24 protein-coding genes are annotated in these 24,563 nt (G+C 72.6%); 22 read left to right on the forward strand and 2 right to left on the reverse strand.

What is annotated here, in order from left to right; all coding sequences use genetic code 11:
• Window positions 1-133 precede the first annotated feature (133 nt).
• Window positions 134-1,558: a sugar porter family MFS transporter gene (locus tag ACL06G_RS08930; RefSeq protein ID WP_412785191.1), complete on the forward strand. Its 1,425-nt coding sequence runs from the start codon at window positions 134-136 to the stop codon at window positions 1,556-1,558.
• Window positions 1,559-1,701: 143 nt separating this feature from the next.
• Entirely contained in the window at window positions 1,702-2,910 is a 1,209-nt protein-coding gene (gene ftsY, locus ACL06G_RS08935; RefSeq protein ID WP_412785190.1) for a signal recognition particle-docking protein FtsY, read from the forward strand.
• Window positions 2,911-2,927: 17 nt separating this feature from the next.
• On the opposite strand, the gene ACL06G_RS08940 is transcribed toward ftsY, so the two are convergent.
• A complete protein-coding gene (locus ACL06G_RS08940) occupies window positions 2,928-3,644 on the reverse strand; it encodes a bifunctional DNA primase/polymerase (protein ID WP_412835691.1) in 717 nt (238 codons plus the stop codon).
• A gap of 474 nt (window positions 3,645-4,118) precedes the next feature.
• Here ACL06G_RS08940 and ACL06G_RS08945 point away from each other — a divergent pair, with 474 nt between their 5' ends.
• The 6 genes from ACL06G_RS08945 to ACL06G_RS08970 all read left to right on the forward strand — a co-directional run bounded on the left by ACL06G_RS08945 (window position 4,119) and on the right by ACL06G_RS08970 (window position 12,356).
• A complete protein-coding gene (locus ACL06G_RS08945) occupies window positions 4,119-5,699 on the forward strand; it encodes an NsdA family TPR-like regulatory protein (RefSeq protein ID WP_412785188.1) in 1,581 nt (526 codons plus the stop codon).
• A gap of 247 nt (window positions 5,700-5,946) precedes the next feature.
• Entirely contained in the window at window positions 5,947-7,251 is a 1,305-nt protein-coding gene (locus ACL06G_RS08950; protein ID WP_412785187.1) for an ammonium transporter, read from the forward strand.
• Complete coding sequence (locus tag ACL06G_RS08955) at window positions 7,248-7,586, forward strand: P-II family nitrogen regulator (protein ID WP_412835692.1); 339 nt, start codon at window positions 7,248-7,250, stop codon at window positions 7,584-7,586. Before ACL06G_RS08950 ends, ACL06G_RS08955 begins: the two co-directional genes overlap by 4 nt.
• Window positions 7,586-10,165 (forward strand): [protein-PII] uridylyltransferase, encoded by a 2,580-nt coding sequence (locus ACL06G_RS08960; RefSeq protein ID WP_412835693.1) that lies wholly within the window; start codon window positions 7,586-7,588, stop codon window positions 10,163-10,165. Before ACL06G_RS08955 ends, ACL06G_RS08960 begins: the two co-directional genes overlap by 1 nt.
• 75 nt (window positions 10,166-10,240) lie before the next feature.
• Window positions 10,241-11,797, forward strand: a complete 1,557-nt coding sequence (gene ffh, locus ACL06G_RS08965) for a signal recognition particle protein (RefSeq protein ID WP_412785184.1) — start codon at window positions 10,241-10,243, stop codon at window positions 11,795-11,797.
• 40 nt (window positions 11,798-11,837) lie between these two features.
• Complete coding sequence (locus ACL06G_RS08970; RefSeq protein ID WP_412785183.1) at window positions 11,838-12,356, forward strand: GNAT family N-acetyltransferase; 519 nt, start codon at window positions 11,838-11,840, stop codon at window positions 12,354-12,356.
• A 17-nt stretch (window positions 12,357-12,373) separates the two neighbouring features.
• Here the strand turns inward: ACL06G_RS08970 and ACL06G_RS08975 are convergent, their stop codons facing one another.
• Window positions 12,374-13,183: a class I SAM-dependent methyltransferase gene (locus ACL06G_RS08975; protein WP_412785182.1), complete on the reverse strand. Its 810-nt coding sequence runs from the start codon at window positions 13,181-13,183 to the stop codon at window positions 12,374-12,376.
• A 347-nt stretch (window positions 13,184-13,530) separates the two neighbouring features.
• On the opposite strand from ACL06G_RS08975, the gene ACL06G_RS08980 reads away from it, so the two are divergent.
• The 14 genes from ACL06G_RS08980 (at window position 13,531) to dprA (ending at window position 24,371) form a co-directional block, all read left to right on the forward strand.
• Window positions 13,531-14,187 (forward strand): hypothetical protein, encoded by a 657-nt coding sequence (locus ACL06G_RS08980; RefSeq protein ID WP_412785181.1) that lies wholly within the window; start codon window positions 13,531-13,533, stop codon window positions 14,185-14,187.
• 298 nt (window positions 14,188-14,485) lie between these two features.
• On the forward strand, window positions 14,486-14,944 hold the full coding sequence (gene rpsP, locus ACL06G_RS08985; RefSeq protein ID WP_412785180.1) for a 30S ribosomal protein S16: 459 nt from the start codon (window positions 14,486-14,488) through the stop codon (window positions 14,942-14,944).
• A 2-nt stretch (window positions 14,945-14,946) separates the two neighbouring features.
• Complete coding sequence (locus ACL06G_RS08990; protein WP_412785179.1) at window positions 14,947-15,186, forward strand: RNA-binding protein; 240 nt, start codon at window positions 14,947-14,949, stop codon at window positions 15,184-15,186.
• Between the two features lie 121 nt (window positions 15,187-15,307).
• Window positions 15,308-15,832, forward strand: coding sequence for a ribosome maturation factor RimM (gene rimM, locus ACL06G_RS08995; RefSeq protein ID WP_412785178.1), 525 nt, complete (start codon window positions 15,308-15,310; stop codon window positions 15,830-15,832).
• Window positions 15,829-16,647, forward strand: coding sequence for a tRNA (guanosine(37)-N1)-methyltransferase TrmD (gene trmD, locus ACL06G_RS09000; protein WP_412785177.1), 819 nt, complete (start codon window positions 15,829-15,831; stop codon window positions 16,645-16,647). The genes rimM and trmD overlap by 4 nt, the downstream gene beginning before the upstream one ends.
• 127 nt (window positions 16,648-16,774) lie before the next feature.
• Entirely contained in the window at window positions 16,775-17,125 is a 351-nt protein-coding gene (gene rplS, locus ACL06G_RS09005) for a 50S ribosomal protein L19 (RefSeq protein WP_412785176.1), read from the forward strand.
• Window positions 17,122-17,841: a signal peptidase I gene (lepB, locus tag ACL06G_RS09010; RefSeq protein WP_412835718.1), complete on the forward strand. Its 720-nt coding sequence runs from the start codon at window positions 17,122-17,124 to the stop codon at window positions 17,839-17,841. Before rplS ends, lepB (ACL06G_RS09010) begins: the two co-directional genes overlap by 4 nt.
• Window positions 17,834-18,913, forward strand: a complete 1,080-nt coding sequence (gene lepB / locus ACL06G_RS09015) for a signal peptidase I (protein WP_412785175.1) — start codon at window positions 17,834-17,836, stop codon at window positions 18,911-18,913. The genes lepB (ACL06G_RS09010) and lepB (ACL06G_RS09015) overlap by 8 nt, the downstream gene beginning before the upstream one ends.
• The gene (gene lepB / locus ACL06G_RS09020; protein WP_412785174.1) at window positions 18,813-19,727 is read left to right on the forward strand and encodes a signal peptidase I; all 915 of its coding nucleotides are present in this window, start codon (window positions 18,813-18,815) and stop codon (window positions 19,725-19,727) included. The genes lepB (ACL06G_RS09015) and lepB (ACL06G_RS09020) overlap by 101 nt, the downstream gene beginning before the upstream one ends.
• Before the next feature lie 208 nt (window positions 19,728-19,935).
• Entirely contained in the window at window positions 19,936-20,700 is a 765-nt protein-coding gene (gene lepB / locus ACL06G_RS09025; protein WP_412785173.1) for a signal peptidase I, read from the forward strand.
• A gap of 39 nt (window positions 20,701-20,739) precedes the next feature.
• Window positions 20,740-21,063: a DUF2469 domain-containing protein gene (locus ACL06G_RS09030; RefSeq protein ID WP_260221599.1), complete on the forward strand. Its 324-nt coding sequence runs from the start codon at window positions 20,740-20,742 to the stop codon at window positions 21,061-21,063.
• A gap of 169 nt (window positions 21,064-21,232) precedes the next feature.
• The gene (locus ACL06G_RS09035; protein WP_412835694.1) at window positions 21,233-21,607 is read left to right on the forward strand and encodes a YraN family protein; all 375 of its coding nucleotides are present in this window, start codon (window positions 21,233-21,235) and stop codon (window positions 21,605-21,607) included.
• The gene (locus tag ACL06G_RS09040; RefSeq protein WP_412835695.1) at window positions 21,607-23,202 is read left to right on the forward strand and encodes a YifB family Mg chelatase-like AAA ATPase; all 1,596 of its coding nucleotides are present in this window, start codon (window positions 21,607-21,609) and stop codon (window positions 23,200-23,202) included. The genes ACL06G_RS09035 and ACL06G_RS09040 overlap by 1 nt, the downstream gene beginning before the upstream one ends.
• Window positions 23,199-24,371, forward strand: coding sequence for a DNA-processing protein DprA (dprA, locus tag ACL06G_RS09045; protein ID WP_412785170.1), 1,173 nt, complete (start codon window positions 23,199-23,201; stop codon window positions 24,369-24,371). Before ACL06G_RS09040 ends, dprA begins: the two co-directional genes overlap by 4 nt.
• The last annotated feature ends 192 nt before the right edge of the window (window positions 24,372-24,563 follow it).

Here is a 24,563-nt window from a genome sequence, read left to right on the forward strand (position 1 = left end):
TGCGTATGTTCTTCACAGGATGAAGCGAGCTTGTGCGAAAGAGGGGATTCACTGTGGTGTAACCCACCCTTGACTTCGAGTAATGAAGACATAGTCTCTGCGGAGCCGCTCTCACGTTCAAATGGAGAACTCCGTGACCAGCACCCCCACGGTGTCCGCCGGCGCTGACACAGCGCGCCCACGGCACCTGAGTCATGTCGTCTTCATCGCCGCGGCGGCGGCGATGGGCGGTTTCCTGTTCGGCTACGACAGCTCCGTGATCAACGGAGCCGTGGTCGCGATCCAGGAGCGCTACGCCGTCGGCTCGGAGCTGCTGGCACAGGTGATCGCCGCGGCTCTCATCGGGTGCGCCATCGGCGCGGCCACCGCCGGCCGATTGGCCGACCGGCTCGGCCGCATCCGCGTCATGCAGTGTGCCGCTGTGCTCTTCACCGCCAGCGCCGTCGGCTCGGCGGTGCCCTTCGCCCTGTGGGACCTCGCCGTGTGGCGTGTGCTGGGCGGCGTGGCCATCGGCATGGCCTCCGTGGTGGCCCCGGCCTACATCGCCGAGGTGGCACCGCCCGCCTATCGCGGGCGTCTCGCCTCGTTCCAGCAGGCCGCCATCGTCATCGGCATCGCCGTCTCGCAGCTGGTGAACTTCGGCATCCTCGACCTCGCCGGCGGTGACCAGCGCGGAGAGATCGCGGGCCTGGAGGCCTGGCAGTGGATGCTGGGGATCATGGTGGTCCCTGCCGTCGTCTACGGCCTGCTGACCTTCGTCATACCCGAGTCCCCCCGCTACCTGATCGCTGCCGGACGCACGGCCGACGCACGCGGTGTCCTCGCGCGCGTCGAGGGGGAGGGGCCCCACCTGGAGCCGCGCATCACGGAGATCCAGGAGTCCATGCGCAGCGAGCGCAAGCCCACGCTGCGCGACCTGCTCGGCGGCCGCTTCGGGCTGCTGCCGATCGTCTGGGTCGGCATCGGGCTCTCCGTCTTCCAGCAGCTGGTCGGCATCAACGTGATCTTCTACTACAGCGCCTCGCTGTGGCAGTCGGTCGGCATCGACCCCTCGAGCTCGTTCTTCTACAGCTTCACCACCTCGATCATCAACATCGTCGGCACCGCGATCGCCGTCCTGCTGGTCGACCGCGTGGGCCGCAAGCCGCTGGCCCTCGTCGGCTCCGTGGGCATGGCCGCCTCGCTCGGCCTCGCGGCCTGGGCGTTCTCCGCCAAGTCCGGTGCCGGCGACAACATCACCCTGCCCGACCTGCAGGGCACCGTGGCGCTCGTCGCCGCGCACGCCTTCGTGCTGTTCTTCGCCCTCTCGTGGGGCGTGGTGGTCTGGGTCCTGCTGGGGGAGATGTTCCCCAGTCGCATCCGGGCCGCCGCCCTCGGCGTCGCCGCAGCCGCCCAGTGGGTGGCCAACTGGCTGATCACCGTCAGCTTCCCCAGCCTGTCCGACTGGAACCTGGCCGGTGCCTACCTGATCTACACGGTCTTCGCCCTGCTCTCGATCCCCTTCATCCTCAAGTGGGTGCCGGAGACGAAGGGCAAGGCGTTGGAGGAGATGGGCTGAAGCCCCGCCGCCCGTTCCTCGCACGCCTGCTGCCCCGGTTCATCCCCGAGCCGGGGCGGCAGGCTTTCCGGCACGTTCTGGAATACTTGGCCGGAATCCCGTCACCGGCACCGACCGGTCCTCCCGTGTGAAGAAAGGCAGCGATGGACATCGTCATCCTGGCCGCCGTGATCGTCGTGCTCGCGCTCCTCGCGACCGCCGGGCTCGTGGTCACCGGCCGGAAGAAGAAGACCGCCGGACCACGGGAGTCCGCCGCCCCCACCGCTCCGCCCGCGGAGCCGCACATCGGCGAGGACGCCGAGACCGCGCTCGAGGAGCCGCGCAGGACCATCGAGGAGGTCGGGCTCCCCGAGCACGCCGAGGACGAGGCGCCCCCCGTCGAGGCGGCGGAGGCCGCCACCGCTCCGGAGCTGGAGACCCCGGAGCCCACGGCCGGACGCCTGGTACGGCTGCGTTCCCGGCTGTCCCGCTCGCAGAACGCGCTGGGCAAGGGCCTCCTCACGCTGCTCTCCCGCGAGCACCTCGACGAGGACACCTGGGAGGAGATCGAGGACACCCTGCTCACGGCGGACGTCGGCGTGGCGCCCACCCAGGAACTCGTGGAACGACTGCGGGAGCGGGTGAAGGTGCTCGGCACCCGCACGCCGGAGGAGCTGCGCGGCCTGCTGCGCGAGGAGCTGCTGACACTCGTCGGCCCCGACGAGGACCGCACCGTCCACACCGAGACGCGGGGCGGCACCGACCGGCCGGGCGTGGTGCTCGTGGTGGGTGTCAACGGCACCGGCAAGACCACGACCACCGGCAAGCTCGGACGCGTCCTCGTCGCGGACGGCAAGTCCGTCGTACTCGGTGCGGCCGACACCTTCCGCGCGGCCGCCGCCGACCAGCTCCAGACCTGGGGCGAACGCGTCGGAGCCCGCACTGTCCGCGGACCCGAGGGCGGCGACCCCGCGTCCGTCGCCTTCGACGCCGTCAAGGAGGGCACCGACGAGGGTGCGGACGCCGTGCTCGTCGACACCGCGGGGCGCCTCCACACCAAGACCGGCCTCATGGACGAACTGGGCAAGGTCAAGCGGGTCGTGGAGAAGCACGGCCCCGTCGACGAGGTACTGCTCGTCCTCGACGCGACGACCGGTCAGAACGGTCTGGTGCAGGCCCGGGTCTTCGCCGAGGTCGTCGACATCACCGGCATTGTGCTCACCAAGCTCGACGGCACGGCCAAGGGCGGCATCGTGGTGTCCGTACAGCGGGAGCTCGGGGTGCCCGTGAAGCTCGTCGGCCTCGGTGAGGGGGCCGACGACCTCGCACCCTTCGAGGCGGAGGCGTTCGTCGACGCCCTGATCGGCGAGTAGCGAGCAGGACCGGCGCGTCAGCCGCCGCTCGGCAGCCTGAGGGCGGCCGAGCGGTGGCTGACGTAGGCGAGCGTGCCCAGCAGCAGACGCGCCTCGGGCAGGACCGGTGCCTGCCCGAGGCCCGGAGGGCGAACCCAGCGCACCGGGCCCAGACCTGCATGGTCCGAGGGCGGCGCGGTGATGTGGGCCCCGGCGCCGAGGCACCGCAGGTCCAGCCCGGTGTCGTCCCAGCCCGTCCGGTACAGCAGCGCCGGCATCGCGTCGGCGGCCCCCGGTGCGACGAGGAACCAGCAGCGTCCGTGCGGCGCGGCCGCGACCGGTCCGAGAGGCAGCCCCATCCGTTCCAGTCGGGCCAGCGCACGCCGGCCGGACTGCTCGGAGACCTCCAGGACGTCGAAGTGCCGTCCGGCCGGCAGAAGCATCGTCGCCCCCGGCGTCCGGGCCCACGCGCGGCACGCCTCGTCCAGCGCGGCTCCGGCCGGCACCCGGGCTCCGCCCGGCAACGGATGGGCTCCCGGCGTCGGGCAGGCCGCCGTGCCGCACGAGCATCGTGTCCGTCCACCGGAGCGCACGACCCGTGCCCCCGGTGCGACGTCCCAGCCCCACAGGCCCGTGTACTCCGCCACTGCCGTTCCTTCGGGGGTCCGGCTGCGGCGCCGCGCGCCGGGGCGCAGGTCCCGCGCCCCGCGCCTCTCCCGCAGACCACTGCCGAGTACGCCGATCGAGAAGCCCATCAGACCTTCTTTCGAGGGTCCACCGGACGCGGCCGGTGGGAGAATCGGATCCTTGCTCCCGAGAGAGCCGCACCGCCCGCCCGAACCGCAGATTCCGGCCGGTGCGGCACGTTCGGGTGCGGGAACCGGTGCGGTGTCCCCGCGTGCCGACGCGAGGGTGACATCACGCTTCCTCCAACGGGTGCCGGGTGCCGAGGGTTACGACCGCCGGTCACGTCCGGCGGGCGGAGAGCGACGGGAGTGCGGTTCCGGGGCGGGGCGTTACGGAACTGTCTCCTCGTCAAGTCAACCGTGTGTGCCGTGCAGAGGGTTCATTCGAAGGGGTGGCGAATGGTGGCGTTTCCGCTCTCGCCCTCGCGTGACGGTGATCGTAGGATTACTTTCGGTGCACATGACGGTGACATCGCTCAGCGACAGCACGAACCGGACGCGATCCGACGCCGGCCGTCGCCGAGCCGGATGGGGGCGTGACACGTGACCGGCGACGGTGGCGGTTCCGGCGGCGCGGAGAAGCGCCCGAACGAGCAGCTCGGCTCGTGGTTCGTACGCAGCGGCTGGTCGAAGGGCGAGCTGGCGCGCCAGGTGAACCGGCGTGCCCGGCAGATCGGTGCGCCCCACGTCAGCACCGACACCTCCCGGGTGCGGCGCTGGCTCGACGGCGAGCAGCCACGGGAGCCGATCCCGCGCATCCTCTCCGAGCTGTTCTCCGAGCGGTTCGGCTGCGCGGTCCCGGTGGAGGAGCTCGGCCTGCGGCCGGCGCGCCGCACGCCCACCGCCTCCGGCGTCGACCTCCCGTGGGCGGGACCGGAGACGATCCAGCTGATCAGCGAGTTCTCACGCAGCGACCTCATGCTGGGGCGCCGGGGCTTCCTCGGCCCCTCCCTCGCCATGGCGGCCGGTCCTGCGCTCGTCGAGCCCCTGCAGCGCTGGCTCGTGCCGGCACCCGGCGGCCCCACCCCGGGCCCCCCGAGCCCCTCCGGCGCGGGGCCGTCCGGCGGTCCGGCCCCCGGCGGTTCCGGCGCCGCCGTGCTGCCCGTTCCCGCGCAGACGCGCGGCCCCGGAAGCGACGGCGTCCGGCGCCCTCCGCTGTCCGAACCGGAACTGGAACTGCTGGAGCAGACCACGGTCATGTTCCGCAGATGGGACGCCCAGTGCGGCGGCGGGCTGCGCCGCAAGGCCGTGGTCGGCCAGCTGCACGAGGTCACCGAACTCCTCCAGGAACAGCAGCACCCGGCCCGCATCACCGCCCGCCTCTTCCGGGTGGCGGCGGAACTCGCCGAACTGGCGGGCTGGATGACGTACGACACCGGGATGCAACCCACCGCGCAGAAGTACTTCGTCCTCGCCCTGCACGCCGCGAAGGAGGCGGGCGACCGGCCGCTCGGCTCCTACATCCTCTCCAACATGGGCCGGCAGATGATCCACCTCGGACGCCCCGGGGACGCGCTCGAACTCGTCCACCTCGCCCAGTACGGCAGCAGGGACGGCGCCACCGCCCGCACCCAGGCCATGCTCCACGCGGTCGAGGCCCGCGCCTACGCGAACCTGGGGCAGCCCGGCAAGTGCCGCCGGGCCGTCCGGATGGCCGAGGAGACCTACGAGGACCGGGAGCGGTCCTGCGCCGAACCCGACTGGATCCGCTTCTTCTCCGAGGCGGAACTCCAGGCGGAGATCGCGCACTCCTACCGCGACCTCGCCTACTCCTCGGACCGCAGCCCCACCTACGTCTCCCTCGCCGAACCCGCCATGCAGCGAGCCGTCGAGCTGTTCGGCCAGGAGACCGGACAGGGCGGCGGCCATCAGCGCAGCTACGCCCTGAACCTCATCGGGCTGGCGAGCGTGCACCTCCTCCAGCGGGACCCGGAACGGTGCGCCTCCAGGGCGGGCGAGGCGGTGGACGTCGCCCGCCGGCTCCGGTCCGAGCGCGTCAACAACCGCCTCCGCAAGACCAGCGCGACGGCCTCGCGCGAGTTCGGGCAGGTCCCGGAAGTGGCGCGGCTCGCCGAACGACTCGCCGGAGAACTCCCGCAGGGAGGCGCCGCGGCGGCCGGTTGAGCCGCCGCCACCGACACCGGCCGCGACGCCGCCCCGGACTGCCCGACCAGGCTCCCCCGCCAGGTCACCACGGGTGGCGTCGCGGCCGGCCCCGTGCCGGAACCCCCGATTCACCTGCGCGTAACACGGCAGGCCGGTTCGTCACGACCGCGAAACAGCGCACGGCGCCGGTCGAAACGCGCCCACGGGACTCTGAGGCCCTGGGACATGCGTCCCCACCCGGCCCCGGCGCAAGGAGACACCCACAGTGAACGGCGCGGATACCGCATTCGTTTTGATCAGCGCAGCGCTGGTCATGGTGATGACGCCCGGCCTCGCCTTCTTCTACGGAGGCATGGTCAGGGTCAAGAGCACGCTGAACATGCTGATGATGTCGTTCGTCTCGCTCGGCGTCGTGAGTGTGCTGTGGGTGCTCTACGGCTACTCGCTCACCTTCGGCACCGACCACGGCGGCGTCATCGGCGGGCTGGAGCACCTCGGACTGCGGGGCATCTCGGTGGACACCCTCACCGGCGGGAACGAGGGCATCCCCGTGTTCGCCTTCGTCCTCTTCCAGCTCATGTTCGCCGTCCTCACACCCGCACTGATCAGCGGCGCGCTCGCCGACCGCGTGAAGTTCGGGGCCTGGACGCTGTTCGTGGCGCTCTGGGCGACCCTGGTCTACTTCCCGGTCGCCCACTGGGTCTGGGCCGAGGGCGGTTGGCTGTACGAACTGGAAGTCATCGACTTCGCCGGCGGCACCGCCGTCCACATCAACGCGGGCATCGGGGCGCTCGCCGCCGTGCTGGTCGTCGGCCGCCGCATCGGCTTCCGCAAGGAAGCGATGCGCCCCCACAGCCTTCCCCTGGTCATGCTCGGCGCGGCCCTGCTGTGGTTCGGCTGGTTCGGCTTCAACGCCGGATCGGCGCTCGCCGCGGACGGCACCGCCGCCACCATGGCCCTCAACACCCAGGTCGCCACGGGGGCCGCCATGCTCGGGTGGCTGGTGTACGAGCGGATCCGGCACGGCGCCTTCACCACACTGGGCGCGGCCTCCGGTGCCGTCGCCGGCCTCGTCGCCATCACCCCCGCCGGAGCTGACGTCAGCGCGCTGGGCGCCGTCCTCATCGGTCTCGTCGCGGGCGCGGTGTGCTCCGCCGCCGTCAGCCTCAAGTACCGCCTCGGCTACGACGACTCGCTCGACGTGGTCGGAGTCCACCTCGTCGGCGGCGTCATCGGAACCCTCCTCGTCGGCTTCCTCGCCGTCGGGGGCCTCGGCGGCCCGGGGCAGTTCGGCAAGCAGGCCGTCGGCGCCTTCTCCGTCATGGCGTTCTCCTTCGTGGTGTCGTGGCTGCTGGCGAAGCTGATCCAGTCGACCATCGGCTTCCGGGCCGGGGAGGACGAGGAACGGACCGGCGTCGACCAGGCGTTCCACGCGGAGACCGCGTACGACTTCAGCGCCGTGGGCGCCACGGCCGCCGCACGCGGCGGGGTGACCGGCCGCGGCGCCGGCACCTCGGCACCGGCCGCCACGACCTCGCAGAACACGAAGAACAAGAAGGTGGACGCGTGAAACTCATCACCGCTGTCATCAAGCCGCACTGCCTCGACGAGGTCAAGGACGCCCTCCAGACCTTCGGCATCCACGGACTGACCGTCACCGAGGCCAGCGGGTACGGCCGTCAGCGCGGCCACACCGAGGTCTACCGCGGCGCCGAGTACACGGTGGACCTCGTGCCCAAGGTGCGCGTCGAGGTCCTCGTCGAGGACAACGACGCCGAGCAGCTGGTCGAGGTGGTCGTCAAGGCGGCCCGCACCGGGACGATCGGCGACGGCAAGGTGTGGACCGTGCCCGTGGACACCGCCGTCCGTGTCCGCACCGGCGAACGCGGACCGGACGCCCTGTAGTGCCCTCCGCGCCCGGACGCCGAGGCGTCGCGACCGGCCCCGCCCCGACATCACGGGGACGGGGCCGCGGGTCCGGGGTTGCCCCGGGGGCCGAGCCCGGATCGCAGCCGCCCGCCGCCGGCTCCTCGGCCCCCTCGGACCCGTCCGCGCGGTACGCCGCACGCCGCCGGGCCGTTCTCGGCGGCGCCGTCCCCGCAGGCCCCGCCCGCCGCAGGACCCTCGCCACCGACACCGACCACTGGCTCGCCGCCCTCCACGACCGGCAGCCGGAGCCCGGCACCGCTCTGGTCGCCCTCGGCGGATACGGACGCCGCGAACTCTCCCCGGGCAGCGACCTCGACCTGCTGCTGCTCCACGACGGCGCACCGGCAGCCCGGGTCGCCGCACTCGCCGACCGCCTCTGGTACCCCGTCTGGGACGCCGGGGTACCGCTCGACCATTCGGTACGCACTCCGACCGAGGCCCGCAACGCCGCAGCGCGGGACCTCCGCGTCCAGCTCGGGCTCCTCGACGCCCGGCACCTCGCCGGAGACCCGGAGCTCACCCGACGCCTGCACTCCACCGCCCTCGCGGACTGGCGCGCCCACGCCCCCCGACGGCTCCCCGAACTCCTCGACCTCGTGCACGCACGGGGCGACCGCCATGGCGAGCTGCGCTTCCTCCTGGAGGGCGATCTCAAGGAAGCGCGGGGCGGACTCCGCGACGCGACGGCCCTGCGTGCCGTCGCCGCGTCCTGGCTCACCGACGCCCCCCGTCGGGGCCTCGCGCAGGCCCGCACCGCCCTCCTCGACGTGCGCGACGCACTCCACCTCGCCACCGGCCGCTCCGCCGACCGGCTGCTCCTCCAGGACCAGCCCAGGACGGCCGCCGCACTGGGCCTTCCCGACGCGGACGCGCTGCTGCGCCATGTCTACGAGGCCGCCCACACCATCGGGTACGCCTCCGACAGCACCTGGCGGGACGTCTCCCGCATCCTGAGAGCGAGGTCCGCCCACGCCGTCCGGAACGTGCTGCCCGGTCGCCGCACGGCGCGCCGTTCCGCGGCCGGAGGCGGGCCCCGGACCCCGCTTGCCGACGGTGTCGTCGCGTACGACGGCGAGGCATCGCTGGCCCGCACCGCCCGCCCCGAGGACGACCCGGTACTGCCGCTGCGCGCCGCGGCCGCCGCCGCGCGCGCGGGCCTGCCGCTCAACCCGTCGGCGCTGCGCCGCCTCGCCCGCTCCACGGCCGCGCTCCCCTCCCCGTGGCCGGGCCGGGCGCGCCGCGAACTCGTCTCGCTTCTCGGCGCCGGACGGCCCGCCGTGCGCATCTGGGAATCGCTCGACGCTGCGGGTCTCGTCACCTCGCTGCTCCCGGAGTGGGAACACGTCAGGTGCCGTCCGCAGCGCAACCCGGTGCACCGCTGGACCGTGGACCGTCACCTGTGCGAGACCGCCGCGCAGGCGGCCGCACTGACCCGCCGGGTGCGCCGTCCGGACCTGCTGCTCGTCGCCGCGCTGCTCCACGACATCGGCAAGGGCCGACCGGGCGACCACTCGGTCGCCGGCGCGGCGGCCGCCCGGGGGATCGCCGCACGCATGGGGTTCTGCGCTGCGGACACGGAGGTGATCGGGACGCTCGTCCGCCATCACCTGCTCCTGGCGGAGACCGCGACCCGGCGGAATCTCGACGATCCCGCCACGCTGCGGACCGTCGCCGCCGCGGTCGGCCGGAAGGGGACGCTGGATCTGCTGCACGCCCTGACCGAGGCGGACGCCCTCGCCACCGGGCCGGCCGCGTGGTCCGCCTGGCGCGCCCACCTGGTGTCCGACCTGGTGGAAAGGGTCTCCGCCGTGCTGGGGGGCGAGGCAGCACCCGAACCGCCCGACCCGGACGGGGCCGACGCGCGGAGCCGGGACGTCGCGGCGGAGGCCGTCCGCACCGGCGGCCCGGCGCTGGCACTCGACAGGGGACGTCACGGTGCACGCCTGCTGGTCGCGCTCCCGGACCGGCAGCACGCACTGTCCACGGTGGCGGGGGTCCTGGCGCTGCACCGCCTCACCGTCCGCTCGGCCGCCGTGCACCTGCTCGACGGAGCGCACGACCGGCGGACGGTGGGGGAGGCAGGCGGCTCCGCGGTGCTGGTGCTCGACTGGAGCGTGGCTGCCGAGTACGGCGACCCGCCCTCGGCGGAGCGGCTCCGTGCGGATCTGGTGCGCGCGCTCGACGGTGGCCTGGACCTTCCGGCCCGGCTGGCGGAGCGCGAGGCCGCCTACCGCACGCCCCGGCGTGATGCCATGGCCGCTCCGCCGCAGGTCGCCGTGGCGCACGCGGGCTCGTCCCGGGCCACCGTGATCGAGGTCCGGGCGCAGGACGCGCCGGGACTGCTCCACCGGGTGGGGCGTGCCCTGGAGCGGACGGGCGCCCGCGTGCGCAGCGCCCATGTCGGCACGCTCGGTGCGGACGCGGTCGACGCCTTCTACGTCACCGACGGCGTGGGCGCGCCGCTGCCCGACGGGGACGCCGCCGACCTCGCCCGGCGGGTCGCGCGGGCGCTGACGGACCGGGAGCACGAGGGGCGGGTCGACCAGGGCACCTGACCGCTGCCCGTGGGGGCGGATACCCTTGGGGGTCGACCACCGCACCACATCCGACGCGAAGGATCCGCGACCGCCGTGTTCGACACTCTCTCCGATCGCCTCGCAGCGACCTTCAAGAACCTCCGGGGCAAGGGACGTCTCTCCGAGGCGGACATCGACGCCACGGCACGCGAGATCCGCATCGCCCTGCTGGAGGCGGATGTCGCGCTTCCCGTCGTCAGGGCGTTCATCAAGCAGGTCAAGGAGCGTGCTCTCGGCGCCGAGGTCTCCCAGGCGCTGAACCCCGCACAGCAGGTCGTCAAGATCGTCAACGAGGAGCTCGTCGGCATTCTCGGCGGCGACACCCGTCGGCTCCGGTTCGCCAAGAACCCCCCGACGGTGATCATGCTCGCCGGCCTGCAGGGAGCGGGCAAGACGACGCTCGCCGGCAAGCTCGGCCGGTGGCTCAAGGCACAGGGCCACACGCCGATGCTGGTCGCCTGCGACCTCCAGCGGCCCAACGCCGTCAACCAGCTCTCCGTGGTCGCCGAGCGCGCCGGCGTGGCGGTCTTCGCGCCCGAGCCGGGCAACGGCGTCGGGGATCCGGTGAAGGTCGCGGAGGACTCCGTCGCCCACGCGCGGGACAAGCAGCACGACGTGGTCGTCGTCGACACCGCCGGACGTCTCGGCATCGACGAGGAACTGATGCGCCAGGCGGCCGACATTCGGGACGCCGTCAGCCCCGACGAGGTGCTGTTCGTCGTCGACGCCATGATCGGCCAGGACGCGGTCACCACCGCCGAGGCCTTCCAGGAGGGCGTCGGCTTCGACGGTGTGGTGCTCTCCAAGCTGGACGGCGACGCCCGCGGTGGTGCCGCCCTGTCGGTGGCGCAGGTCACCGGCAAGCAGATCATGTTCGCCTCCAACGGCGAGAAGCTGGACGACTTCGACGCGTTCCATCCGGACCGCATGGCGTCCCGCATCCTCGGCATGGGCGACATGCTGACCCTCATCGAGAAGGCCGAGCAGACCTTCAGCCAGCAAGAGGCCGAGAAGATGGCGGCCAAGCTGGCGAAGGGGCCGAAGGAGTTCACCCTCGACGACTTCCTGGCGCAGATGGAGCAGGTCCGCAAGATGGGCTCGATCTCCAAGCTGCTCGGCATGATGCCCGGCATGGGCCAGATGAAGGACCAGATCAACGACCTGGACGAGCGCGAGGTCGACCGCACCGCGGCCATCATCAAGTCCATGACGCCGGGCGAGCGCGCGGAGCCGACGATCATCAACGGCTCCCGGCGGGCCCGTATCGCGCGCGGTTCCGGCGTGGACGTGAGCGCGGTGAAGAACCTCGTCGAGCGTTTCTTCGAGGCGCGCAAGATGATGTCCAAGATGGCTCAGGGCGGCGGCATGCCGGGCATGCCGGGGATGCCGGGCATGGGCGGCGGCTCGAAGAAGAAGGGCAAGCAGCCGAAGAAGGCGAAGGGGAAGCGCCAGTCGGGCAACCCGATGAAGCGCAAGCAGCAGGAGCAGGCGGCGGCGCAGCGGCGTGCCGAGGGCGGCCAGGGCGGGGCGTTCGGGCTGCCGGGGGCGGGCAAGGACGCCGGTGACTTCGAACTCCCGCAGGAGTTCAAGGACATGCTCCCGCCCTCGTGACGCGCACGGGAAGCGGGGCGCACGGGGGATGATGTGACGCATGCGTGTCTACATCCGCCCTCCGCTACCCGAGGACGAGCAGGCCTACAGCGAGGCCGTCGTCCGTTCGGCGGAGCACCTCAGGCCGTGGAACCCGGTGGAACCGGACGGTCTTCCCGACCTTCTCCGCCGTCAGGGACCGGTGCTGCGAACGTTCCTCGTCCTCGACCGTCAGGACGACGGCCTCGTCGGGCGGGTGAACGTCGCCAACATCGTGCGGGGCCGCTTCCGCAACGCCTCACTCGGCTACGACAGCTTCCTGCCCCACGCGGGGACCGGGCGCATGACCGAAGGCATGCGGCTCATCCTGGACCACTGTTTCGCCGCGGGGGGCGAGGGCCTCGGGCTGCACCGGCTGGAGATCAACGTGCAGCCCGGGAACACGCGGTCGCTGGCCATGGCCCGACGGCTCGGGTTCCGCCACGAGGGGTTCTCCCCGCGGATGCTCTTCCTGGAGGGGGCCTGGCGCGACCACGAGCGGTTCGCGCTCACGGCCGAGGAGTGGCCCACGCCCGCCTGACCGCCACCGCCCCGTCGTCAGACCCGTGCGACGACGTAGCGGAACAGGTTCGGCATCCACACCGTCCCGTCGCCCCGGCGGTGGGGCGCGAGGGCGTCGTTGATCTCCTCGCGCACCCGTTCCTCGTCGGCATCGCGGAGGGCCGCGTCGTAGAGTCCGGTCGACAGCAGCCCGCGTACCGCGCTGTCCGGGTCGGCGTACCCGAAGGGGCAGGACACGCGGCCCGAACCGTCCAGTCGCAGGCCGGCGGTGCGGGCGAGGACCTCCAGGTCGTCGCGGCCGCCCTGCTGCCAGCTGCCGGGAGCCAAGACGGGCGAGAGGCCGTCGGGCGGCGACTCGGCGATCCTGGCCGCCACCCGCAGCACCGAGGCCGCCGCGCACCGTTCGGGCGGGCCCCAGCCCGCGAGCACCACCGGTGTTCCCCGGTCGAGCGACGCGGCGAGGCCCGCCAGGGCTCCGGGACCGGGCAGCCGGTCGAAGGCGGTGACCACGGTCGGTCGGGGAGCGTGCAGCGGCACGTCCTCGGGGCGCGCGCGGAGCAGAGTGACGTTCCACCCGGGTCGTCCGCCGCCGGGCCCCGGGCTCAGGCGCTCCCGTGCGAGAGCCAGCCGCGTCCCGTCCGCTTCCACCCCGGTGACCGTCGCTCCTCGTGCCGCGGCGAGCAGCAGCGCCAGCCCCGAGCCGCATCCGAGGTCGAGGAGGTGCGTCTGCGGCCCCACCTCCAGCCGGTCGTGGACGGCCTCGTAGAGCGGGACGAGCATCCGCTCCTGGATCTCGGCCCAGTCGCGGGCGCGCTGCGGCTGGTGGGGGACGAGCGTGGGTGTCATTCGGGCCTCGCTCCGCTGTCGTTCCGTCGTCGTAAGGCCCCCCGGCGCCCGGCATCGCCGTGCTCCGCCGTAGCATGCGCCGCAGCGTGCCCTCGCTCGGTGCGAGGACCGGCGCGACGTCATGCTAATCGGGCCCTGCGGCCCCGGCATCCGGGAACCGGTCCGTCCGCGCGTGCGTCGTAGCGGACGCCGGGGAGTGCACGTTCCCTCCTCGCGTCGCCGGAGCAGTACCGAATCCGCGGTACGTCCCCCGATGCGATGAGTGCGCGACCCCTCCGCGAATCGGCGCTTACGACCTCGTTCGCGCCCATCGGAGTGAACTGACCGGTACGTGCAAAAAAACTAGGATGGCACCCAATCGGAACACCAGGCCCCCTTCGCTCGTTCATCACGACGTGAGCACGACACCACCTGTCCTCGCCGCCGAACTGGCAGCCGCGTGGGCCGACATCCAGCGGCACCACCCCGAGCTGCCCGACCTGGCCGCGCCCGAATCGCTGATCGGAGAGTCCTCGTCCGCCTGCGGCGCCGAGCTCTCCTTCGAACGGCTGCTCCACGAGGCCGTGCACGGAATCGCCGCGTCGCGCGGCGTCCGTGACACCTCGCGGGCAGGCCGCTACCACAACCGACGATTCCTCGCGATTGCCGAGGAGTTGGGGCTGGAGCACTCCGAGGAGCCGCACCCGAGCAGCGGCTTCTCGCTGGTGACCCTCACCCCGGCGACGCGCCGCCGCTACCGCTCCACGGCGGAACGTCTCCAGCGCGCCGTGGCGGCACACAACGCCGCCACCACCACGGAAGGAGGACGCAGTTTCCGCGGCCCCGCCGCGCGGCACGGCTCATCCGGTGGAGGCGTGCGGGTGAAGGCGGTCTGCGAGTGCGGGCGCAACGTCCGGGTCGTCCCCTCCGTGCTGGCGCAGGCACCCATCATGTGCGGCGCCTGCGGCAAGCCCTTCCGGATCCCGGACGAGGTGTCCCAGGGGTCGATGGCGGTCGCCGGCTGAGCAGGCCGGCCCACTCGGGCGTCGTCACGCCGGCCGGCGTCGGCGCCCGGGTCGGTGCTGCATGCGCGCGGGGGCGTCGGCGGTTCCCGGCGGACCTGCACGGGTGTCCGGCTCATGGCCCGAGGCCCCCGGGTTCGGCCCGCGGAGCCCGATGTGGCATCATGGTCCGCTGTACTCGGCAGCCGTCAAGGACCCCTCTCTCCTCCGGCTGACGCGTCCGTCGGACATCCGGACACCACAACCCCACGTGGACGTACCGCGGTGTCCCACCACGTCAAGACCAGGAGACACCACACCCGTGGCAGTCAAGATCAAGCTGAAGCGACTGGGCAAGATCCGTTCGCCGCACTACCGCATCATCGTTGCCGACTCGCGCACCCGCCGTGACGGCCGGGCCATCGAGGAAATCGGTCTGTACCACCCGGTGCAGAACCCCTCGCGCATCGAGGTCGACTCCGAGCGCGTCCAGTACTGGCTGGGCGTCGGCGCGCAGCCGACCGAGCCGGTCCAGGCCATCCTGAAGGTCACCGGCGACTGGCAGAAGTTCAAGGGCCTGCCGGCCCCGGAGCCGATGAAGGTCGCCGAGCCGAAGGCCGACCGGAAGGCCCTCTTCGAGGCCGCCGCGAAGGAATCCGCGGACGAGCCCAAGGGTGAGGCCATCACCCCCAAGGCCAAGAAGTCCGACAAGGGCGAGAAGAAGGCGGACGAGGCCAAGGCCGACTCCGCCGAGGCCGCCTCCGAGTCGACCGAGGCCTGAGGATGCTCGAGGAGGCCCTCGAGCATCTCGTGAAGGGCATCGTCGACCACCCCGAGGAAGTGCAGGTCGCCTCGCGCAACCTGCGCCGCGGGCGCGTGCTCGAGGCCCGGGTGCACCCCGAGGATCTCGGCAAGGTGATCGGCCGCAGCGGTCGCACCGCTCGCGCGCTCCGGACCGTCGTGGGAGCACTCGGCGGCCGCGGTGTCCGCGTCGACTTCGTCGACGTGGACGAGATCCGCTGAGGGCGACACCGCACCACCGGCAGCGGCCGGGAACGGGCTTCGGCCGTCGTTCCCGGCCGCTGCCGCGTTCCGGCGGCTGCCGGAGCACGAAGAAGCGACGTCGAAGGGGAACACAGACACCGTGCAGCTCGTAGTCGCGCGCGTCGGCCGCGCCCACGGGATCCGCGGCGAGGTCACCGTGGAGGTCCGCACCGACGAGCCGGAACTCCGGCTTGCGCCGGGGGCGCGTCTCGCGACCGACCCGCCGTCGGTCGGGCCGCTCACCATCGAGAGCGGCCGCGTCCACAGCGGTCGGCTCCTGCTGCGCTTCGCGGGAGTGACGGACCGCACCGCCGCCGAGGCGCTGCGCAACACGCTGCTCGTCGCCGAGGTGGACCCCGAGGAGCGCCCGGAGGACCCGGAGGAGTTCTACGACCACCAGTTGGTGGACCTGGACGTCCTCACCCGCGACGGGCACGCCGTCGGCCGCGTCGAGGAGGTGGCGCACCTTCCGGCGCAGGACCTCCTGGTGGTGCGGCGGCCCGACGGCGGCGAGGCCCTCATCCCGTTCGTCACCGAGATCGTGCCCGAGATCGACCTCGCTGCCCAGCGGATCGTGGTCGATCCGCCCCCGGGCCTGCTGGAGGAGGAAGGCGGCCTCCCATGAGGGTCGACGTCGTCACGATCTTCCCGGAGTACCTGGAACCGCTGAACCTCTCCCTCGTCGGCAAGGCCCGCACCGCGGGCGTCCTGGACGTACGGGTGCACGACCTGCGGGACTGGACGCACGACCGCCACCACACCGTCGACGACACCCCCTACGGCGGCGGTCCGGGCATGGTGATGAAGCCCGAGCCCTGGGGCGAGGCACTCGACGACGTCCTCGCCTCCGGACCTCCGGACACCGACCCGCCCGTGCTGGTCGTCCCCACACCGAGCGGCCGGCCCTTCACCCAGCGCGTCGCCGTCGAACTCGCCGCCGCGCCCTGGGTGGTGTTCACCCCCGCCCGCTACGAGGGCATCGACCGCCGGGTCGTCGAGGAGTACGGCAGCCGCCTCGAGGTCCGCGAGGTCTCGGTGGGGGACTACGTGCTGGCAGGCGGTGAGGCGCCCGTGCTGGTGATGGTTGAGGCCGTCGCCCGACTGCTGCCCGGCGTCCTGGGCAACGCCGCGTCCCACCAGGACGACTCCTTCGCCCCCGGACCGATGGCGGGGCTCCTGGAGGGGCCGGTGTACACCAAGCCGCCCCGGTGGCGCGACCGTGACGTTCCCGAGGTGCTGCTCAGCGGCCACCACGGAAAGATCGCCCGCTGGCGCCGCGACCAGGCTCTCGCCCGCACCAGCGCCAACCGCCCGGAACTGATCGAGGACGGTGACCCGGACGCGTTCGACCGCCACGACAGGGCGACGCTCGCCGCCCTGGGCTGGGAGCGGGAGCCCTCGGGCCGATTTGGGCGGACGCGCGAGCCCGTGGAAGAATGAGTCGCTGCCCCGAACCGGTGCGCGACCCTGCCACAGGGGGACCGACGCCCGCCGGAGCGGGGCGACCACCCACACAACACCACGTTCCGTCGATGGCCTGTGGCATCGGCGAGGAAAGCAGACAGTCATGTCCCACCTGCTCGACAGCGTCGACGCCGCTTCGCTGCGCACCGACATCCCCTCCTTCCGCCCGGGCGACACCGTCAACGTCCACGTGCGCGTCATCGAGGGCAACCGCTCCCGTGTGCAGCAGTTCAAGGGCGTCGTGATCCGCCGCCAGGGCGACGGCATCCGCGAGACCTTCACCGTGCGGAAGGTCAGCTTCAGCGTCGGTGTCGAGCGCACCTTCCCGGTGCACACCCCGATCGTCGAGAAGATCGAGGTCGTCACCCGCGGTGACGTCCGCCGCGCGAAGCTCTACTACCTCCGCAACCTGCGCGGCAAGGCCGCCAAGATCAAGGAGAAGCGCGAGAACTGATCGCGTCGGTGCGAACGGAACGCGACCGCGTCGAAGAGCCCGGGAAGGGTCCTCGGCGTCGGTCGCGTTCTTTGCGTCGCCCGGCCGCGCTCGCCGCGGTGCCGATCGTGCTCTTGCTGGTCAGCACCTTCGTGAGGCAGCCTTATGCGATCCCCAGTTCGTCGATGGCACCGACCCTGCAGGCGGGGGACCGCGTCCTGGTCTCCACGACCGCCTACCGTTTCGGCGGCCGTCCCGAGCGCGGGGACGTGGTGGTGTTCGACGGCAGAGGGTCCTTCCTCCCGGAGGAGGCCGGAGGTCCGAGCGGGCCCCTCGGCCTGCTGCACGGGGCGGGATCCGCTCTCGGCCTGACGGACCCGCCGGGAACGGAGTACGTGAAGCGGGTCGTCGGGATCGGCGGAGACCGCGTCCGATGCTGTGACGAGCGGGGGAGGCTGCTGGTGAACGGTGACCCGGTCACCGAGTCGTATCTGCACCCGGGGGACGCACCCTCCGCGGTGCGCTTCGACGTCGTCGTCCCCGAGGGCAGGCTGTGGGTGATGGGCGACCACCGGTCGGCCTCCAGCGACTCCCGCGACCACCTCGGCGACCCCGGCGGCGGCACCGTCCCGCTGGAGCGCGTGACCGGCCGTGTCGAGTCGGTCGCCTGGCCCCCGGACCGCTGGACCCTCCTCCCGCCCGGACGATCCGTCGCGAAGACGGGTACCCATGGGTAAGCGCGGCCGCAGGGCCTCCGGCCACCACCGGCACGCCGACCGGCAGCCGCCGGAGCACCCTGCCGAGCACCTCGCCGAATCCTCCGCCACCCTGCGGGGCCCGGGTGAGGGCAGGGCCGACCGCCGCCGCGCGGCGAAGCGGATCAAACGACGCAGACGCCTGTCGGCGACCAAGGAGGTCCCGCTCCTCATCGGCATCGCCCTGGTGATCGCGCTGTTCCTGAAGACCTTCCTGGTACAGGCGTTCGTGATCCCCTCGGGCTCTATGGAGCAGACCATCAGGATCGGCGACCGCGTACTCGTCGACAAGCTGACCCCGTGGTTCGGCGACCGTCCCGAACGGGGCGACGTCGTGGTCTTCGAGGACCCCGGAGGCTGGCTCGGCGGCGAGCGGCAGCCGGAGCCGGCTCCCCTCGGCATCAAGCAGCTCAAGGACGCCCTGACCTTCATCGGGCTGCTCCCCTCGGCCGACGAGCAGGACCTCATCAAACGTGTGGTCGCCGTGGGAGGGGACCGCATCCGCTGCTGCGACGCCGACGGCCGGATCATGGTGAACGGCGTCCCGCTCGACGAGCCGTACCTCTACCCCGGCAACCAGCCCTCGAAGATCGAGTTCGACGTGACCGTTCCCCGCGGGAGGGTCTTCGTGATGGGCGACCACCGGGGCAACTCCGCGGACTCCCGGTACCACCTCGACGGACCCGGGCACGGTACGGTCCCGGAGGAGTCGGTCGTCGGCAGCGCCATCGTGGTGGCCTGGCCCGTCGGCCACTGGCAGCGGCTCTCCGAGAACGAGGTCTTCGCCGCGGTGCCGGACCGGGGAGGGCCGACCGCCACCGCACAGAAGGCCGAGAGAAATCGATGGAGTGGGCCCCCGACCCCTGGGGAACTCTCGCTCGTTGTCTCTGTGGTGGGTCTGGCCCGGTATCGGGACCGACGAAAGCGCAGTGTGAGGAGTGAGAGTGGGGGACATGGGCGTCGGCGCGCTGTCCGGTCACGGCGATCCCGAGCGGAAGGGGAGGGGCACTCCGCCGGTGATGAGCGACGAGCGGCCACCCCCGGGGGAAGGTGAGGCGGACCAGGTGGGCACCCCGCAACAGGAGGACGGCCCGGAACGGCAGGGCCGCGGCAGGCCGAAGGAAGGGCGGCCGTTCTGGAAGGAACTGCCGCTGCTGGTCGGTATCGCCCTCGTGCTCGCCCTGCTGATCAAGACGTTCCTGCTGCAGGCGTTCTCCATCCCCTCCGAGTCGATGCGGGACACCCTCAAGATCGGTGACCGCGTCCTGGTGGACAAGCTCACCCCCTGGTTCGGCGGCGAGCCCGAGCGCGGTGAGGTGGTCGTCTTCCACGACCCGGGCGACTGGCTTCCGCAGATGCCGAACGACCAGAACGCCCTGCAGAAGGTCTTCAGCTTCATCGGCCTGATGCCCTCGGCGGACGAGCGGGACCTCATCAAGCGCGTCATCGCCGTCGGAGGCGACACGGTCTCCTGCACCGCGGGCGGACCGGTGAAGGTGAACGGCACGGCACTGGACGAGCCCTACCTCAAGCCCGGAAGCACGCCCTGCGACGACAAGCCCTTCGGTCCGGTCACCGTGCCCGAGGACCACATGTGGGTGATGGGCGACAACCGCCAGAACTCGCGGGACTCGCGCTACCACCGGAACGGACCCGGCGGCGGCATGGTCCCGGTGGACGAGGCCATCGGCCGCGCCGTCGTCGTGGCGTGGCCGCTCGACCACTGGTCCACGCTTCCCGTACCGGACACCTTCGCCCGGAAGGGCATCGAGTCCAAGGCGTCCCAGGCGGCCCCCGCCGCCCTCGGCCTCGTCGGCGCGACTCCTCTCGTCCTGCTGCGCCGCCGCCGGCGCCGGACGGCCGACTGAAACCGCGGACCGCCTGCTCGGGGCCGCACCACGCACTGCGCGGTGCGGCCCCGAGCGGTGTTGCTCCGCCTCGGCCGCCCACAGTGGTTGACGGGTCGGCGGAACGCCGCGTTCCTGCACCGATAGGGTGCGCCCAGACACCGGCAGGGCGGACCGGCTCGCGGACCGTCGCCGGCAGCGACGTGGCGACGACCCCGGGAGCACAGGGATGGGCAACGCGACAGGCACGGGCGGCAGCACCCGACAGGCGGGCGCCCGTGGGAACAGGAGCAGCCTGGGGGAGACGCTCTCCGGCATCGCCGTGGCCCTCGGCTGCGTCCTGTTCCTCGGTGGCTTCGGCTGGGGCGCCCTGGTGTACCAGCCCTACACCGTGCCGACCGACTCGATGGCCCCCACCATCGAGGCGGGCGACCGTGTCCTGGCCGAACGCATCGACGGCGGAGAGGTCCGCCGGGGCGATGTGGTGGTCTTCTACGACTCCGTCTGGGGCAACGTCCCCATGGTCAAGAGGGTCGTGGCGGTGGGAGGCGACCGCGTGGCCTGCTGCGACGACGGAGGCCGGATCACCCTGAACGGCACTCCGGTCGAGGAACCGTACCTGGAGGGCGACGGTCCCGCTTCCCAGGGAGGCTTCGACGAGAAGGTGCCGCAGGGGCGGCTGTTCCTCCTCGGGGATCATCGGGTGAACTCCCAGGACTCACGGATGCGGCTGCAGGGGGACGCCGAACACTGGGCGGTCCCCCGGTCGGCCGTACGGGCGCGGGTGGACGCCGCGGTGTGGCCTGCGGAGGAGGTCGGCATGCTGGCGCGACCGGCCGGTTTCGCGGCTCTGCCGGGCGGCGTCTCGGAGCCCGGGCCTCTGCTGCCGGTACTGGGCGCGGTGGTCCTGGGAACCGCCCTCATCATGGGCGGCGCGGCACACGGGCCCGTGTCGCGCCGGTCCGCGGCGGCGTCACGCCGCCGCCGCGGCTGACGCACAATAGGGGGACGCACGGCTGAAGGGGAACACGCCATGAGCGCCGAGGACCTCGAGAAGTACGAGACCGAGATGGAGCTCAAGCTCTATCGCGAGTACCGCGACGTCGTCGGGCTCTTCAAGTACGTGATCGAGACCGAACGCCGCTTCTACCTGACCAACGACTACGAGATGCAGGTGCACTCCGTCCAGGGCGAGGTGTTCTTCGAGGTGTCCATGGCCGATGCCTGGGTGTGGGACATGTACCGGCCGGCCCGGTTCGTGAAGCAGGTGCGCGTGCTGACCTTCAAGGACGTCAATGTCGAGGAGCTCAACAAGAGCGAACTCGACCTTCCGGAGGACTCCGGCTTCAAGGGCTGAGCAGCCAGGCCCGCACCGTCCTCGCACTTCCCCGTCCCCACCCTGCAGCACCCCGTCCCACTCGAACGGGTGAGGGCGTTGTCCACAGTCGGCGTGCTGTCCACAGAACTCCGCGGGGCACCCGGAAAACCCTCCACCTCCGTCACTCTCGGTGATGGAGGTGGTGCATGTGAACGCCCGAGAAGCGCTCGGCCGCTACGGAGAGGATCTGGCCGCCCGGCGGCTGCGTTCCGCAGGGATGGCCGTACTGGAACGGAACTGGCGGTGTTCCGCGGGCGAGATCGACATCGTCGCCCGGGACCGGGACGCCCTGGTGGTCTGCGAGGTCAAGACGCGCCGCGCCGGCGGGCACCAGCACCCGATGGCCGCGGTGACACCCGCCAAGGCGGCACGCCTGCGCCGACTCGCTGCCCGCTGGCTCAGCGAACGATGGCTCGTGCGGTACGGCAGACCGCCCGCCGGAGGACTGCGCCTGGACCTCGTCGGCGTGCTCCTGCCCGGCCGGGGCGCACCCGTGGTGCAGCACGTCAAGGGGGTGGCCTGATGGGGTTCGCCCGCACCCACTCGGTCGCACTCGTCGGCGTGGAAGGAGTACCCGTCGAGGTGCAGGCCGACCTCGAGCCGGGCATCGCGCACTTCACCCTGGTCGGCCTTCCGGACAAGAGTCTGGTCGAGAGCCGCGACCGGGTTCGTGCCGCGGTGGTGAACTCCGGGGAGGAGTGGCCGCAGAAGAAGCTCACCGTCGGCCTCAGCCCGGCGTCCGTGCCGAAGAGCGGCAGCGGCTTCGACCTCAGTGTGGCCTGCGCCGTCCTCGGCGCGGCCGAGCGCATCGACCCGCGGGCCCTCGCCGAGGTGATGATGTTCGGGGAGCTCGGACTGGACGGCCGGGTGCGGCCGGTGCGGGGCGTCCTCCCCGCGGTGCTGGCCGGGGCCCGGGCTGGCTGCCGACGTGTCGTGGTGCCGGAACCGGCGGCTGCCGAGGCCGCGCTCGTGCCCGAGGTCTCCGTTCTCGCGGTGCGGAGCCTTCGCCAGCTGATCGCCCTTCTCACCGGCGAGCCGGTACCGGAGGAGGAGCAGAGCCCGGACGAGTGCGCACCCGACCCACTGGGCCCGGCGACCGGGACAGGGCTCGGCACCGCACCGACGGCGAACGATCCGGCGCTCGACCTCGCCGACGTGGCCGGGCAGGGGGCGGCACGGGCCGCCCTCGAGGTCGCCGCGGCCGGCCGTCACCACCTCTTCCTCAGCGGCCCGCCGGGCGCGGGCAAAACCATGCTGGCCGAACGTCTTCCGGGCCTGCTGCCCGGACTGACCTCCGAGGAGGCCCTGGAGGTCACCGCCGTCCACTCGGTCGCCGGCGCGCTCCCCGGCCGGCACCCGCTCGTGGAGCGTCCGCCGTTCTGCGCACCGCACCACTCGACGACCATGGCCGCTCTGGTCGGCGGGGGCACCGGTATGCCGCGTCCGGGTGCAGTCTCCCTCGCCCACCGGGGTGTCCTTTTTCTCGACGAAGCTGCCGAGTGCAGCGCCAGAGTCCTCGACGCCATGCGCCAGCCCCTGGAGTCCGGGCAGGTGGTCGTGGCCCGGGCCGGCGGCATGATGCGCATGCCGGCCCGCTTCCTCCTGGTCCTCGCCGCCAATCCCTGCCCGTGCGGGAGGCACGGCCTGCGCGGCGGCAGCTGCGAGTGCCGCCCGTCGACCGTACGGCGTTACCAGGCACGGCTGTCCGGTCCGCTCATGGACCGGATCGACCTGCGGGTCGCCGTGGAACCGCTGGCCCGTTCCGAGCTGGAGGCCGCCGGTTCGGGAGAGCGCAGCGCCGCCGTGGCCGCACGCGTCCTGGCTGCACGGGAGCGGGCGGCCACCCGGTTCGCCGGCACGCCCTGGACGACCAACCAGGAGGTCCCCGGCCACGCCTTCCGTTCCCGCTGGCCGTTGGCAGCCGGAGTCCTGTGCCGCGCCGAGGAGGAGATGGAGCGCGGCCTGCTCACCACCCGCGGCCTGGACCGGGTGGTGCGGGTGGCGTGGACCGTCGCCGATCTCGCCGGCCACGACCGTCCCACGGCCGAGGACGTCGAGTGCGCCCTGGAGCTCCGGACCGGCATCCGTCGCGGCGCCCTCCCGGGGGCGGTCCGGTGACGGCACCGTCGGCGGCCACAGGAACCGTCACCGCCACCGAGCGGAGGGCGCGGGCAGCCCTCACGCGGATCGCCGAGCCGGGAGACCCGGCGGTGGGGGAACTGCTGGCCACGCTGGGGCCGGACGAACTGGTCCGTCGGCTGGAACGGCACGACGCCCGACCGGAGGGTACGCCGCCGCACCGCTGGGACGGCCTGCGGGAGCGGGCCCGCAGGGCGCTGCCGGAGACGGACCTCGGCGCCGCGGCAGCGGTGGGCGCCCGATTCGTCTGCCCCGGGGACGCCGAGTGGCCGCGGCAGCTGGACGATCTCGGAGCCGCCCGGCCCTACGGCCTCTGGGTGCGGGGTACGCCCTCGCTGCGGCTGTGGGCGGTGCGTTCGGTCGCGGTCGTGGGTGCCCGCGCCTGCACCGACTACGGTGCCCACGTGGCCGCCGGCCTGGGTTCCGGGCTGGCCGCCAGGGGCTGGACGGTGGTCTCGGGTGCGGCCTACGGCGTGGACGGTGCCGCGCACCGCGGTGCCCTGTCCGGCGCCGGTGCCACGATCGGCATCCTGGCCTGCGGTGTCGACACGGCGTATCCGGCGGGGCACACCGAGCTGATCCGCCGCATCGCCGAGCAGGGACTGCTGGTCGCCGAACTTCCTCCGGGACAACACCCGAGCCGCAGCCGCTTCGTGCTGCGGAACCGCGTCATCGCTGCGCTCACCCGCGGCACCGTGGTGATCGAGGCGCGTTCGCGCAGTGGCTCCCTGGTGACGGCGCATCGCGCACGGGACCTCGGCCGCCTCGTGATGGGAGTGCCCGGGCCGGTCACCTCCGGTCTCTCGGCCGGAGTCCACCACCTGCTGCGGCAGGACGGCGTGCTCGTCACGAACCCCGACGAAGTGGTCGAGATGGTCGGAGTCATGGGGGAGCTCGCTCCCGAGCGGCGCGGACCGGTGCTGCCGCGCGATCTGCTGCCTCCCGAGACGGCCAGGGTGCTGGAAGCCCTGCCCGCGCGAGGCGCCCTCGACCTCGGGCAGCTCGCGGTGGCGGCCGGCATGGCGCCCGATCGCGTGCGGGCACGGCTTCACGAGTTGCGCGCACTCGGACACGTCGAAGCGGTGGGCGGGCGCTGGATGCTGGGCCCGCGCCCGGACAGGGGACCGCAGCCACGCCGGGCCACATAGGCGAGGTACACCATCGAGTGACACTGCGGTCCTTGAACTGCGGCTCCCGGGTGAAAGGCTGACGCTGGTGCGCGGAGCCGTGGGTCTCCGCGTTCGGCTGCGGCGCCCGCTCAGCCAGCGACATCGCTCCCGGGCGCGTCCGGCGGAACGTATCTGCGCATGCCGCGGCGGAGTTCTGCTGCGGAACGCGAC

The organism is Streptomyces callyspongiae (assembly GCF_047200695.1).
GTDB lineage: Bacteria > Actinomycetota > Actinomycetes > Streptomycetales > Streptomycetaceae > Streptomyces.

Coding starts and splice junctions, on each gene's coding strand:
- ftsY (WP_412785190.1), top strand. CDS start 1,702: ATGGACATCGTCATCCTGGCCGCCGTGATCGTCGTGCTCGCGCTCCTC.
- ACL06G_RS08940 (WP_412835691.1), bottom strand. CDS start 3,644: ATGGGCTTCTCGATCGGCGTACTCGGCAGTGGTCTGCGGGAGAGGCGC.
- ACL06G_RS08970 (WP_412785183.1), top strand. CDS start 11,838: ATGCGTGTCTACATCCGCCCTCCGCTACCCGAGGACGAGCAGGCCTAC.
- ACL06G_RS08975 (WP_412785182.1), bottom strand. CDS start 13,183: ATGACACCCACGCTCGTCCCCCACCAGCCGCAGCGCGCCCGCGACTGG.
- ACL06G_RS08980 (WP_412785181.1), top strand. CDS start 13,531: ATGGCACCCAATCGGAACACCAGGCCCCCTTCGCTCGTTCATCACGAC.
- ACL06G_RS08990 (WP_412785179.1), top strand. CDS start 14,947: ATGCTCGAGGAGGCCCTCGAGCATCTCGTGAAGGGCATCGTCGACCAC.
- trmD (WP_412785177.1), top strand. CDS start 15,829: ATGAGGGTCGACGTCGTCACGATCTTCCCGGAGTACCTGGAACCGCTG.
- rplS (WP_412785176.1), top strand. CDS start 16,775: ATGTCCCACCTGCTCGACAGCGTCGACGCCGCTTCGCTGCGCACCGAC.
- lepB (WP_412785175.1), top strand. CDS start 17,834: ATGGGTAAGCGCGGCCGCAGGGCCTCCGGCCACCACCGGCACGCCGAC.
- lepB (WP_412785174.1), top strand. CDS start 18,813: ATGGGCGTCGGCGCGCTGTCCGGTCACGGCGATCCCGAGCGGAAGGGG.
- lepB (WP_412785173.1), top strand. CDS start 19,936: ATGGGCAACGCGACAGGCACGGGCGGCAGCACCCGACAGGCGGGCGCC.
- ACL06G_RS09030 (WP_260221599.1), top strand. CDS start 20,740: ATGAGCGCCGAGGACCTCGAGAAGTACGAGACCGAGATGGAGCTCAAG.
- ACL06G_RS09040 (WP_412835695.1), top strand. CDS start 21,607: ATGGGGTTCGCCCGCACCCACTCGGTCGCACTCGTCGGCGTGGAAGGA.